At 72.5% G+C, this 13,097-nt stretch carries 7 protein-coding genes and 3 pseudogenes; 2 read left to right on the plus strand and 8 right to left on the minus strand.

Annotated features, from left to right (window positions below; genetic code table 11):
- A pseudogene (locus tag ACFXA3_RS17855) lies at positions 1-181 on the plus strand (hypothetical protein); the annotation flags it as partial.
- A gap of 108 nt (positions 182-289) precedes the next feature.
- Positions 290-963 (plus strand): annotated as a pseudogene (locus ACFXA3_RS17860) (transposase); the annotation flags it as partial.
- Positions 964-1,663: 700 nt separating this feature from the next.
- On the opposite strand, the gene ACFXA3_RS17865 reads toward ACFXA3_RS17860, so the two are convergent.
- The 8 genes and pseudogenes from ACFXA3_RS17865 to ACFXA3_RS17900 form a co-directional block, all read right to left on the minus strand.
- The gene (locus ACFXA3_RS17865; protein ID WP_385187788.1) at positions 1,664-3,049 is read right to left on the minus strand and encodes a hypothetical protein; all 1,386 of its coding nucleotides are present in this window, start codon (positions 3,047-3,049) and stop codon (positions 1,664-1,666) included.
- 896 nt (positions 3,050-3,945) lie between these two features.
- A pseudogene (locus ACFXA3_RS17870) lies at positions 3,946-4,281 on the minus strand (transposase family protein); the annotation flags it as partial.
- Between the two features lie 505 nt (positions 4,282-4,786).
- Positions 4,787-5,587 (minus strand): acetylglutamate kinase, encoded by an 801-nt coding sequence (gene argB, locus ACFXA3_RS17875; protein ID WP_385187790.1) that lies wholly within the window; start codon positions 5,585-5,587, stop codon positions 4,787-4,789.
- Positions 5,584-7,287 (minus strand): condensation domain-containing protein, encoded by a 1,704-nt coding sequence (locus ACFXA3_RS17880; protein WP_385187792.1) that lies wholly within the window; start codon positions 7,285-7,287, stop codon positions 5,584-5,586. Before ACFXA3_RS17880 ends, argB begins: the two co-directional genes overlap by 4 nt.
- Positions 7,288-7,368: 81 nt before the next feature.
- On the minus strand, positions 7,369-9,150 hold the full coding sequence (locus tag ACFXA3_RS17885; protein ID WP_385187794.1) for an ATP-binding cassette domain-containing protein: 1,782 nt from the start codon (positions 9,148-9,150) through the stop codon (positions 7,369-7,371).
- Positions 9,143-11,077, minus strand: a complete 1,935-nt coding sequence (locus ACFXA3_RS17890) for an ABC transporter ATP-binding protein (RefSeq protein ID WP_385187796.1) — start codon at positions 11,075-11,077, stop codon at positions 9,143-9,145. Before ACFXA3_RS17890 ends, ACFXA3_RS17885 begins: the two co-directional genes overlap by 8 nt.
- A gap of 77 nt (positions 11,078-11,154) precedes the next feature.
- Positions 11,155-11,991, minus strand: coding sequence for an SDR family NAD(P)-dependent oxidoreductase (locus ACFXA3_RS17895; protein WP_385187798.1), 837 nt, complete (start codon positions 11,989-11,991; stop codon positions 11,155-11,157).
- A gap of 31 nt (positions 11,992-12,022) precedes the next feature.
- Positions 12,023-12,952, minus strand: a complete 930-nt coding sequence (locus ACFXA3_RS17900; protein ID WP_385187800.1) for a TIGR03621 family F420-dependent LLM class oxidoreductase — start codon at positions 12,950-12,952, stop codon at positions 12,023-12,025.
- Between the last annotated feature and the right edge of the window lie 145 nt (positions 12,953-13,097).

Below are 13,097 nucleotides of genomic sequence, written 5' to 3' on the forward strand. Positions count from 1 at the left end.
CCCCACACCCGGCCGCTCCCCCGCCCACCCCCCCCCACCCGCCGCCAACCCCAACGACTGCAAGGAGTGGGAAGAATCCGGAGCCAGGGCCGCCGCCGGCAAGTCCCTCGCGATCGCCGACGACGGCTGTCCGGGCACGGGACACGTCATCCCGCACCGCAGAGAGCGAGCAATGCTCGAAGCCTGAGGATCGGGGAGGGGGGAACGCGGAGGGCGTGCCTTCCCGAATGATCCTCTGATGGTCTCCGAGTGGGCCCGCGTTCGTAGGGCGAGCCGGGAAGGCACCTCTGTGCTCAGCGTAGTCACCGACGACGGCTCCACCCAGTCCGGCTCCCTGATCGACGAGATCGTCGGCGAAGGCGCACGCCGCATGCTCGCCGCCGCGCTGGAGGCGGAAGTCAACCAGCACATGGCCGAGTTGTCTGCCGAGACAGACGAGCGCGGGCACCGCCTGGTGGTCCGCAACGGCCATCACCAGCCCCGCACCGTGACCACCGCGGCCGGCCCGGTCGAAGTGCAGGCCCCGCGGATGAACGACCGCCGCATGGACGAGGTCACCGGCTAGCGCAAGCGGTTCGCATCGAAGATCCCGGCCCCGTGGTGCCGCAAATCCCCGAAGATCTCTGAGGTGCTGCCGCTGCTGTACCTGCACGGACTGTCGTCCGGGGACTTCCTGCCCGTGCTGGAGCAGTTCCTCGGCAGCACGGCAGGGCTGTCGCCGGCGACCGTGACCAGGCTGACGCGCCAGTGGCAGGACGACCACGCGGCCTTCCAGCAGCGTGACCTGTCCGACCGGGACTTCGTCTGCGTGTGGGCGGACGGGGTCCACCTCAAGGTCCGGCTCGGACATGCCCACTCGTGCGTCCTGGTCCTGCTCGGCGTCCGGTCGGAGGAACCAAGGAGCTGATCGCGCTGGCCGAGGGGGTGCGGGAGTCTACCGAGTCGTGGGCGGACCTGCTGCGCCGAGTCCTGTCAACGGCCAGCCCGGCCGCGTTGGGTGGGAATCGGGTGCGCCAGCGGCGTACTGCCTGCCCGAATTCCGTCGTCACCATAGCTGCGAGTGTGCACCGTTCACCGTCCATCTCGCCTGCTACTGCCAGTCCCAGGAACGCCGGACGCCTGGCCGACTGGGCGAAGCCGATGCAGTGGGTCCGACAACGGGTCTCGGTGTTCACCGGTGCGCGCGCAAGACATGTAGTCGCTCCCGTACGCGGCGAGCTTCGCCTACACCCACCGCCGGCCTCACCGACACCCCCCTCGCCCTTCTGTGCCCTTCTCAGGCTCGCCGCCCCGGGGCAGCGGACGGTGCCGGCCCGTTTGTGCCGGGGTGGGCGAGGACGCTTCAGCACGGGGTGGCTGGTGGACGGGGGAACCCTTGGTGACGCCGACTTCGGATTCGGTGGCGAGGGCCGTCGCTGTCTGCCGGAGCACGGTGGCGCCGTCGCGGCGCCGGACGACGTGAGGGCCGGCTCGCCCACGGGAGGTGGGAGAGACGGCCCTGAGTGCTTTTCGCTCGGTCCTGTCACACGCTGGCTGTCCGGCGATGGGAGGTGGTGCTGTGGAGCGTGGTGTGTCCCGCAGGTCACGTACGGCTCATGCTCTGCCGGAGCGGGTCGCTGCGCTTCACGTACTGTCGTCGCCCCGGGGCCGCGGTGTGCGGCGGTCAGTGGCGGGAGGTGCCCGGCTGCTTCCGCATGCCGTCGTCGTCGTGGCCGTGGCCACCGTCGCCGTAGCCGTTTCCGGGCTTGTCGCCGTGGCCGTGGCCGGGCTTGTCGCAGTCCTTGTTCTTGTTCTTGTCAACCCTGATGGTGACGGTGCACGCGCGGAAGGTGGTGCACGTGCCGCCCGGGGCGGTGGGCACGGCGGTGTTGGTCAGGGTGCGGTCGCCGGTGTCGGGAGCGTTGACGTTCACCTGGTAGGTGACGGTGGCGGTGGCGCCGGGTGCCAGGGTCCCGGTCCAGGTCAGCGTGGCGCCGGTGACAGCCGCGGATCCGGTGGTCGAGGTGACCGAGCCGGGGACGAGGGTAGCGTCGTCCAGGACGTCGCCGAGGTCGTCGGTGAAGTCGCCGGTCGCGGCGGCGGCGCCGGTGTTGCGGACGGTGACCCGGTAGGTGATGGTGTCGCCCTCGTTGGCCTTGCGTGCCGGCGTCGCCGTCTTGGCGATCGTATAGGCGGGCGTGACGCAGGTGCCGGCGTCCTGGGTGGAGGCGGCCCCGTAGAAGCCGCTGCCGGTCGCCTTGACGGTCGTGACCGGCAGAGCGGCCGTGGAGGCGGTGGTGGGAAGGCTGTTCAGCTGATTGATGTCGCCGTTGGAGGCAAAGGCGTAGACCTGTCCGGCGGACTTGGCGGCACCGAAGGTCTGGGGGACCGTGCCGATCTGGACGATGGTGTTGTCAGGACGGATCCGGAACACCGGGGACGGGCTCGTCGTGTCCGCGGCGCCGAAGGCCAGGACGTCGCCGTCGTCCAGGGTGATGAAGTCACCCGCCGAGACGATGCCGGCCGGGAGCGAGGCCGGGAACAGCGTGGAGACGCCCGTGGCCGGGTCGATCAGGAAGATCTGGCTCGTGCTGAACGAGCCGGCGATCAGGATCCCGTCCGCGCGGGCGGTCAGGCCGTTGACGGCCGGTGTCTGGGTGACCGCGGCAAGGGGTCCGGTGATCGGCGTGCTCGCCGTCTCCGCACCGGTGACCGGGTCGATGGTGTAAAGCGTGGACGAGCCCGGGGTTCCGGGGAAGTCGACCCCGTGCAGGGTCGATCCGTTCGGACTGAACGCGATGTCACCGTAGTCGCGGACGAGCGGCGCGGTGCTGAGGGTGTTGCCGGTGGTGTCGTACTGAATGAGGTTCCGGGAGGTTCCGCCGGTGTTCGCCCACAGCGTCGTGGGCGGGCATACCGCGCGCGCCTGGGAGGCGGCGGTACCGGTGGAGGCCGAAGCCGCACCCCCGTCGGCCTGCGCGAGCCCCGCAGGACCCGTGACGGCCAGGACGAGGCCGATCGCCGCACTCGTCAGCACCCGTCGCAGGACGGGCCGGCGGTAGTTCGCCATGGAGTCTCCTCGCTTCTTCCGTCTTCCGCAGGAACACGGATCGCGTCTTTCCGCCGGTCTGGAAGCCGGGACGGTCGTATGGGCCAACGGGACTCGAACCGGACGCATGTCACGATGCCCACAGACCCCGGGGCTGCCACACAGCACAGTCGGAATCACTCCCTCCGGACGATTGCTGCCACCCGGACAGGCTGCTGACCGAACTGCGGTCCGTCCTCACCCACGGGAACTGCGGCCGTTTCGGCCCGCCGCCCTCGGCCATGCCCACCCATACCGATGCGGGATGCCAGGCGTCCTCGCCTCCGCTACGTCCCGCCTCGACGCCCCTCGTCTCGGCCCTGCGCGACATCGGCCGGGCCGCCCTCATCCTCAGGGCCCGCGCGGAATTCGCCCCCGCCGGGCGGCCGCCCGGCGCCGACCATGCGGCACCGGTGAGGCCGGTGTCCGCAGCGGCGGTCCGTTCCCGCTCCACACCACGCCCACCGCCGCAGTAGCGACCGGACAGCAGGCCCCGGCCGAAGGCGTCCTCCCCGCCCACCGGCAGCAGGTCGCTCCGGCCAAGGCCTCGGGCCGGGTCCGCTGACACCGACGACCCCTTCAGGCGGCTGCCGCGGGCGACCGGGCTGTCCGGGATGTCCGGGCGGCATGGTGGGGCGTCCGCGAGGGTCGGCCCGGCCGTGGCCGGCGGGCAGCCCCCGTCGTCGACGGAAGCGGAACGCACCAGTCTCCGGTCTCCGGAGTACGCGTGGATGCTGGGCACCGTCTTCGGACCGGTCACCGACGACGAGCACTGGTACGACGGCCTGACCTTCCACCTCAACGCCATCCGCGACGTGGACCGCAGCGTCGAGCTCGTCCTCGACGCCCTGGAGGCCTCCGGCCAGGCTGCGCATTTTCTGCCCCGCGTAGTGCGGGCGGTCGGCGGCGATGCGGTCGATGGAGAGCACGGTACCGTCGAGGATCACGTACGCCTTCTTCCGCACGGTCTCCATGACCTGCTCCAGGGTGGGTAGCGGTAGGCCGTGGCGATCCCGATGCGGAAGCCCGGTGCGAGGCGCGTAGGTGTCGCCGCAGCGCAAGTGAGCCAGGACGAGCGGGGCCTGCCGGCCGCAGGCCGGGCGACGCCAGCGGGAGCCGATGCGCCAGCCGTGACCTGCCAGAAGACCGGAGAGATGGCGCAGGGTGCGGCCGGACAGATCGATGCGGACGGGCGGACATGCACGCGAAAGCATCCTGGCCTGGCATGGGCCACTGAGGCGCAAGAAATACAGGGCGACAGCGGGCGTGGTCTCCGTTCTGTTGGCAGCGCAGGACCGATCCCAGGCCGAGGGGATACGGCTCGCCGCGGCTCCCGAAGCGCAGGCCGTCGACGTACTCGGGCAGATTCGGATCCTCAGGTGTCCAATGGAGCCCGTGCCCACGCAGGACGCTCCCCGTCCCGGAGGAACCTTTCGGCCCACCAGACCAACGAACCCACCTCAGATCGAAACGTGCGGGCAGCGACCCCCGTCGCCCTCACCCTGGTGGGTGGCCATGTCGGACTCGCGCACCGTGCCGTAGGCGTGGAGCGTGTACTCCGGGACCGGGGGAATACGGCACTCTCGTCCGGGCTGGCCGTGATCGCGAGACCACCGGCACGGACCGGCATGATCCTTTAGAGGCCCGGCGCCGCGCCGCCCCTGTTCTCCGAACCGCAGGCGGGTACGGAGCAGCGAGGGTCGCCTCGCGGATGCGCCGTCACGCGTGCAGGGTGGTCCCCCGGCCGGTGCCGGCGGTGAAGGCGCTGAGCAGTGCCTGATCGCCGACCAGCCGGACGACGGGCACACCCGAGCGCAGCGCCGTGAGGGCGCCCGAGAGCTTCGGCAGCATGCCGTCCCGCGGAGGCCGGTCGCGCAGCAGCGCCGCGAGGTCGTCGCTGCCCATGCGCGGGATGATCGACGCGGGATCGGCCGGATCGGCCATCAGACCTTCCACATCGCTCACGTAGACCAGACGGTCGGCGGGCAGAGCGGCGGCCAACGCGGCGGCAGCGGTGTCGGCGTTGAGGTTGTGGGGCAGGCCGGCCGCATCGGGCGCGACACTGGCGACCACGGGTACCAGACCCGCCTCCCACGCCATGGTCAGCACCCTCGTGTCGACGGCGGCCACCTCGCCCACCCTGCCGAACCTGGCGACGCCGTCGACCCGCAGCGTGCGTGCTGTCATCAGGCCGGCGTCCTCGCCGGACAGCCCGATCGCCGGTACGCCGACGCCTTGGAGCTGACCGACCAGGTCCTTGTTGATCCGGCCGACGAGCACCATGCGCACGACGTCCATCATGTCCGGGTCGGTGACCCGCAGACCATCGAGGAAGCGTGGGGTCAGACCGCGCCGGGCGGCCTCCTCGGTCACCTTGCGGCCGCCGCCGTGCACCAGGACGAGCCGCCGGCTGTCGCCGGCCAGCACGGCCAGATCACGCATCGCGGTGGCGGACAGACGGCCGCCGTCCATTGCCGCGCCCCCGTACTTGACCACGACCGCCGTCTCGGCCGTGGTCACTGCCGCCCCCCGGCTCGGTACTCGGTCACCGCGGCGACGATCGCCCCGAAGGTGGGCCGGCCGACCGGCACGTCGAGGGGCAGCGAGCAGTGCAGTGCCTCGCCGAGCAGCACCATGAGTTCGGCGGCGAGCAGCGAGTCGCCTCCCGCGGCGAAGAAGTCGTCGTCGTCCGCCGGCGCCGCGCCGTCGAGCAGGCGTTGCCACAGTCCACTGGTGTGCTGGCGTACCGCGGGATCGCCGGTCGGCGGGGGAGCGGTTCCCGCGAGTGGCGCAGGAGCGGAGGACGGCCCGGAGCCGGCAACCGGTCCGGGGCCCCGAGCCGTTCCGTCGGCGGAACCCGGCCCGGGCTCCGAAGGCCCGCTCGGCCGAGGAGGCCCGCCGGGGGAATCCTCCCTGGGAGGCCGCGGCTCCGACGCCATGCGTTCCAGCACGCCGACCAACCTCGCCGTGAGCCGTGCCGCCTCCGCCGGGTCGATCAGGTCCGGCGAGTACAGCAGGCCTCCACGGATCGTCCCGTCGGGCTGCGGACCGAGTTCGAGCGTGATGTCCGTGGTGCTGGACAGGGCCGCCGGCGCAAGCGTCGTCGTCTCGGCGCCGGCCAGCCGCAGCGGTTGGCCCAGGCCGTCGCGCAGGGCGACCAGGACGTGGGTGAGCGGGTTGACCGGCAGGGTGCGCGGCAGCCCGAGTTCCTGCATCAGCAGCGGGAACGGCACGTCCTGGTTGTCCATCGCGGCGAGCATGACCGAGCGCGTCTCGTCGATGAGCCGGGCCGTGCTCGCCGCCGGTACCGGGATGCGCAGCGGGAGGGTGTTGGTGCTCAGCCCCACCAGGCGGTCGAACTCCGGCAGCGACCGTCCGGCCGTCGACATCCCGATCAGGGCCTCCCCGAGGCCGGTCTCGGCGGCGAGCCACCGGGAGACCGCGGCGATCAGCACGGTGGAGACACTGGTCTGCGCGTCGACGGCAAGCGCGCGGGCTGCCGCGGCGAGCGGCACGTCGCAGAAGATCTCCTCCCACAGGGCGTCCGGTCTGCGGATCACGGGCCGCGGCTTGAGGAAGGGCAGGTGGGCGGGAGCGGCGATGTCCTTCAGCCGGTCCTTCCAGTACGCGATCTGGGCGTCGAAGCGCCCGGTGTCGAGCCCCTCCTGCTGCCAGGCGGCGAAGTCGGCGAACTGACGGTGGACCGGCGGCAATGCGTCCGGCCGCTTCTGTACGAACGCCTCGTAGCAGGCGGCGATCTCCTCCCGCAGGACGCCCATCGCCTGCCCGTCCACGCTCACGTGATGCGTGGTCAGCAGTACGCTGTGCCGGCCCGGACCGTGCCGCAGGACCCGGCAGCGCAGCAGCGGACCACGGGCCAGGTCGAACCGGGTCCTCGCCTCCTGCCCGGCCAGTTCCCGGACACCGGATACGGGGACGTCGTCGAGGAGCGTGAATTCCGGTGGGAGTTCGGTGTGGACGACGCGCACCAGCTCCCCCTCCCGCAGGGTGAACGTGGTGCGGAGCGCCTCGTGGCGGGCGGTCATGACGGTCAACGCGCAATGGAAGGCTTCCGGGTCGAACGGTCCGTCGACCCGCCAGGCGTAGGCGAGGTTGTAGACGGGCGTGTCCCGGGCGTACTGCGTGGCCAGCCACATCCGCCGTTGCAGCGGGGTGGCCGGCGGGTGGAAGGGCAGGGTGTGTAGCCGGGAGCTACGCATCGGCTGGGGTTCCTTTCGGACGGGTACCGTGGTCCGCGGCCGCGGCATCAGGTCGCGAGGTCGGGACACCAGGTCCTCCGCTCACCGGTATGCCTGACGTTGCAGCCCGTGGAGCTGCGCGTACGAGCCGTCGAGCGCGAGGAGTTCGTGGTGCGTGCCGACCTCGGTGATCCGGCCCTGGCGCACCACCACGATCAGATCGGTGTCGCGCATGCTGCCGAGCCGGTGCGAGACGAGCAGGGTGACCGCTCCGGTGGCCCGGCCGATGGCGCGTGCCGCCGTCGCGTACCGGTCGAGGAGGACCTGTTCCGCGGCCGGGTCGATGGCTGCCGTCGGCTCGTCGAGCAGGAGCAGCAGTGGAGCGGGACGCATCATGGCGCGGGCGACGGCGAGTTTCTGCCACTGTCCGCCGGACAGGTCGGTTCCGTCGTCGAAGGTGCGCCCGAGCGGGGTGTTCAGCCGTCCGCCGAGGGTGTCCGGGAGCGTCTCGGCGTCGGCGGCGCGCAGGGCGCCGGTGACGGCGAAGGTGTCGTCGATCCTGGGGAGGTCGCCCATGCCGACGGTCTCGCGCAGCAGGAACTGGGGCTTGGCGAAGTCCTGGAAGCCGGCGGTGATCCGGGAGCGCCAGCCGGCCAGGTCGAGGTCACGCAGCTCGGTGCCGTCGATCAGGATGCTTCCGTGCGTGGGGGTGGCCAGGCCCGCCAGCAGACGGACGAGGGTGCTCTTGCCGGCACCGTTGTCGCCCACGACTCCGACCACGCTGCCGGCCGGCAGGAACAGGTCGGCGCCGGTGAGCGCGTCGTGGTCCGCGTCGGCGTACCGGTAGCCGAGACCGCGCAGTTCGATGCCCCGGGTGAGCTGCTGCGGCGCCGGCAGGATGCCCGTCCAGAGTTCGTCGGCCGCCTGGGCTCGGGCCCGCAGCCGCAGCAGCCGGGTCCCCGCCTCCTTGCTGTTGTCGACCGCGTTGCCGAAGCGCACGGTCTGCGCCATCTGCTGGCTGACGCTGGCCACCAGGGTCAGGGTCAGTACGACGTCACCGAGGCCGATCCCGCCCGTGACCGCCTGGCGTGCCACGAGGATCACGGCTCCGGCGTAACCGGCGGCGAAGACCAGCCAGCCGCCGGCGACGTACAGCGTTCCCAGCACGCCGGCGCGGTCCAGGCGGGCGTCGGCCGCGAGCAGGTGGCGCAGGTGACGGCTGCGGAACTCCTCGCGCAGGCCGTAGATGCGCAGTTCCTTCGCCGGGCCGGCGCTGGTGGCCTGTTCGAACAGGAAGCGGGCCTGGCGCTGGTCGGCGGCCGTGTCGGTGAGGGCCCGCTGCCTGAGCCGCTCCGTCCGGGAGCCGGCCACCAGCGAGGGCCAGGCGAGCAGTGGCAGGAACAGCAGGAACGGATTGACGAAGGCGAGCGCGACCCCGGTGGCGACGGCCCGCAGTACGGCGCCGATGAGCAGCGAGGTGACGTCGCAGCCCTCGGCCAGGTGCATCCGGTCGGCGGCCAGCACTTCGAGTTCGTCCAGCCAGCCGGAGCGTTCGGCCGGCTCGACCGGCGTGGTCGACAGCCGCATGAGTTCGCGGTCGACCAGGTGGGCGGTCTGCTCGATGAGGGGGACCGCCAGCCGGATCGCCACCGAACCGGCGGCGAAGCCGAGTGCGTTGATCAGGGCGATGACGGCTGCGAGCCGGACGGTCGAGCCGAACTGGTGGGCCTGGATGGCCTCGACGGCCAATTTGAGCCCGTACGCGGAGGCCACCAGGGTCAACGGGCGCAGACTGAACAGGACGGTGAAGGGGAGCGCGCGGGTGCGGTCTGCGCGGAAGGACAGCGCGAAGGCGGCTGCGAGGCCGCGCAGCGACTCACGCACGTGCCTCACCACCCGTGCGCGGGCCGTCGAACCGGTCGGCCTGGATGCGGAACATCCGGGCGTACGCCCCGTCGGCGGCCACGAGGTCGTCGTGGCTGCCGCTCTCCAGGATCCTGCCGTGCTCGAGCACGACGATCCGGTCGGCGCGGCGGGTGGTGGAGAAGCGGTGCGAGATGAGCACGGAGGTCACCCCCTCGGTGAGCGAGAGGAAGCGGTCGTTCAGCTCCGCCTCGGCCCGTACGTCGAGGGCGGAGGCCGGCTCGTCGAGGATCAGCACCCGGGCGCCGTGCCGGACCGCGAACAGTGCGCGGGCCAGCGCCAGCCGCTGCCACTCGCCGCCGGACAGGTCACGGCCGCCGGGGAACCTGGCGGACAGCATGTTCTGCCAGCCGTGGTCCAGACGGTCGATCAGCTCCCCGGCTCCGGCCTGGTCGGCGCAGGTCCGCAGGCCCGCCGTGTCGTCGAGGTGCTCGACGGCACCGAGTCCCACGTTGTCCGCGGCGCTCAACTCGTAGTGGACGAAGTCCTGGAAGACCGCGCCGATCCGCCGCTGCCAGCCCGCGGTGTCGGGATCCGTCAGCGGGACGCCGTCGATCAGGATGCGGCCGGACTGCGGTCGGTACATGCCGGCCAGCAGTTTGACCAGGGTGCTCTTTCCCGCGCCGTTGACGCCGACGACGGCCAGGGACCGTCCGGCCGGGATGTCCAGGTCGAAGCCGCTGAAGACCGGTTCGGACCGTCCGGCGTAACGGAAGCCGACCGCCTCGAACCGGATGGCCGGCGGCGGACCGCCGAACGGCCCGTCCGCGGCCGGGGCGGTGGGGACGGGCGCGGCGGACATCGAGGCTGCGGGGACGGGGACGGGGAGGGGGACGGGGACGAGAACGGGGGCGGGCGACAGGGCGCGTTCGAGCGCGCGGACCAGCGGAATCGCGGCGGCTCCCTGGTCGATCTTCACGTTGTCCGGGCTGACGCCCATGACGGCACTGAGCCCGAGCAGAGCGCCCGCGTAGGCGGTGAAGCGCCCTGCGCTCAGGTCGCCGCTGGAGGCCGCCAGTCCCAGCACGGTGAAGCCGCCGAGCTGCACGGCCATCACCCCGGCGGTGAGCGCGGGCATGAGGAGACGGCCGCCATGGCGGGTCTGCCACAGGCCCGCCATGGCGACCCGCCACTCCTGGTGGAAGCGCAGGTCGAGCCAGTCCCGCAGCCCGAAGACCCGGATCTCCTTGGCGGCGTCCGGGTCCCGCGCGAAGTCGCGCACGTACGACGGGCGCCGCAGCCGCGCCGGGGTGCCCATCAACGCCTGCTGGCCGCGCCGGTAGTCCGCGACGGCTCCGCTGGTCAGGACGGCGAAGCCGGCCAGCAGGGCCAGGGCGAGCCACCACTGGAAGACGGCGATCAGGGCCGCGCAGGCCACCGCCTGAAGCCTGGCCGCGCCGATGTTCGCGCTCGCGATCAGCGCGTCGCGCGGGGTGAAGCCTGCGGTGCCGACCCCCTGCGCCCCCGTCACGAGGTCGAGCGTGTCCGTGTCCTCCAGGTGGCCGATGCCGGTGGGGGTGAGCGAGGCCGCCATGACGCGGTCCCTCAGCCGGCGGGTGAGCCGCCGCCCGAGGACGTCGGCCGTCTGCTGGGCCACCGGAACCAGGAGCTGCTGGAGCAGGAACCCGAGCGCGATCAGGACGCCCAGGACGGTGACCTGCCGCAGCGCCGGGGCCTGCCCGTGGGCGGCGGCGCCCGACACCACGTCGACCAGGCGGCCATTGGCGATCGTCAGGGCCACCGGCGCGAGCGCGGCCCCGATCAGTGCGAACAGCAGCAGACCGGTCAGCGGGAGGCTGACGGACGGCAGCATCCCGAGCATCGCCAGGAGCGGTGACTCGCGCCGGGCGGGCCGTTCACCCCCGGGGACGGGGGGCTGCGAGGGCATGCGATCGTTCTCCTTCCGGTCTCCTGGCGGAGCCGCGTGACACCCCGGACGTGTGTCGAGGGGCGGAGGGGCCGGCATCAGATGAGACGGCGCGGCGGCACCGTGTTGTGGGCGCGCACCCAGCGGAAGGCGTCGCTGGTGGCCTGCTGGCCGCCGTGGACCGGGAGGGTGACCCCCGAGATCCAGCCCGCCTGGTCGCTGCACAGGTAGAGCACCGCGGCGGCGACGTCGGCGGGGTTGCCGAACCTGCCCAGCGGATAGAGGGAGGCACGGTCCTGCCGGTCGTCCTGGTCCGTCAGCCACGGCCGGGTCATCGCGGTCTCGATCAGGGCCGGGGCGACGGCGTTGACCCGGATGCCGCTCGGGCCGAGTTCGTAGGCGAGGGCGCCCGTCAGGCTGATCAGGGCAGCCTTGGCCGCTCCGTACAGGGCTTCGCCCGGGGCGGGGAACAGGCCGTCGATGGAGGCGGTGGAGACGATGGCACCACCGGTGCCCTGGGCGGTCATCGCACGGGCCGCGGCCATCACCGTGAGCAGCGGGGCCTTGACGTTCATCCCGAACACGGAGTCGATCGCCGCCGCGGTCGCCTCGGTCAGCGGTCCCGTGGAACCCGGCACGTCGCCCCAGCCACCGACGTTGCCGACCAGGATGTCCAGCCCGCCCATCCGGTCGACCGCCTCGGTCACTGCCTGTTCGGCAGCCGCGGGATCGGCGCAGTCGGCGGCGATCCAGTGCGCGGTGCCGCCGGCGCCGAGGATCTCCCCCACGACCGCCTCGACGTCGGCGGCCGTGCGGGCGACGACCGTGACCTGGGCGCCTTGGCGGGCCAGCAGCAGTGCCACCTCGCGGCCGATACCGCGGCCGGCGCCGGTGACCACGGCGCGTCCGCCGTCGAGACGAAAGGGCTCCGACACTCGTTCTCCTCGTCGATCGCGTATCACTTGATCATTTGCCGGACAGGGCGGCCACGACGGGGGCGAACGCCTCCATCGCAGCGGCCGGTACGGTCACGGTGGACAGTCCCCAGCGCTCTCTGCGCCGTTCCAGCTGCTCGGCGGCGGACGTCGTGCTGCCGATCAGCATGGCGGGGTTGTCCGCCACCTGTTCGGGGGTCTCGTTCATGGCCTTGGCGAAGACTTCCAGGATGGGCCGAGGGTCCGGCAGCACCATGCACTCCCACAGCACGTGGTTGAGCCGCAGCCGGGGGAAGCGGGGGCCGGCCGCCCCGCGGACCCAGGCGACCTTGCGGTCCATGGCCTTTGGCGTGCTGTCCCGCTGGTCGACGGTGTGCTCCGCGGTGGTGCGCGGCAGAAGGCTCACGGTGTCGGCGCAGCGCGCGGCCAGCGCGAGCGCGCCGCGCCGCGCGCCCCCCAGCAGGAGGTCCGGGCGGGTGCCGTCCGGGCGGCGGGGGGCGAAGTCGTCGACGTGGACGGTGTGGTGCCGTCCCTGGTGGTGGCAGCTTCCGGTGGTGAGGAGCTGCGTCACGATCGCGACCGTCTCGGCAAGCCGGGCCAGGCGTTCCGCGCCGGGACCGAAGGGGATGCCGGTGCTCCGGTAGTCCTCCGGCAGCCAGCCGGCACCCAGGCCCAGGGTGAAACGTCCGCCGGACAGGCTGTCCAGCGTCGCCGCCTCCTGCGCGAGCAGGACCGGGTTGCGCAGGTCGTTGCCCAGGACGTACGTGCCCAGGCCGATCCGGGTGGTGAGCACCGCGGCGGCGGCCAGTGCCGGCAGCGGGGCCAGCCCCTGGCAGACGTGATCGGTGATCAGCAGGAGGTCGTAGCCGAGGTCCTCCGCGCGGCGCACGAAGTCGGGCCAGCCGCTGCCGGGTTGGTCTCCGGAGGTCGTCACGGCGAACTGGAAGGGATGGTGTGTCATGCCTCTCCCGACGGGATCGGTACCAGCCGCGTGGCGGGGGGCCCCCCGCGGGGGGGGGGGCGCGGCGGGGGGGCGGCGGGGTGCCAAGCGGCGGACTGGGGGCGGGTGAAACGGCGTCGGGGGGCGGCGGCCTGGGCGCCCGGGA

This window comes from Streptomyces sp. NPDC059456, from assembly GCF_042750055.1.
In the GTDB taxonomy this organism is placed as follows: domain Bacteria; phylum Actinomycetota; class Actinomycetes; order Streptomycetales; family Streptomycetaceae; genus Streptomyces.

Excerpts from the sequence above, each read along its gene's own strand:
- ACFXA3_RS17865 (WP_385187788.1), bottom strand. The coding sequence starts at position 3,049 with ATGGCGAACTACCGCCGGCCCGTCCTGCGACGGGTGCTGACGAGTGCG.
- ACFXA3_RS17880 (WP_385187792.1), bottom strand. The coding sequence starts at position 7,287 with ATGCGTAGCTCCCGGCTACACACCCTGCCCTTCCACCCGCCGGCCACC.
- ACFXA3_RS17890 (WP_385187796.1), bottom strand. The coding sequence starts at position 11,077 with ATGCCCTCGCAGCCCCCCGTCCCCGGGGGTGAACGGCCCGCCCGGCGC.
- ACFXA3_RS17900 (WP_385187800.1), bottom strand. The coding sequence starts at position 12,952 with ATGACACACCATCCCTTCCAGTTCGCCGTGACGACCTCCGGAGACCAA.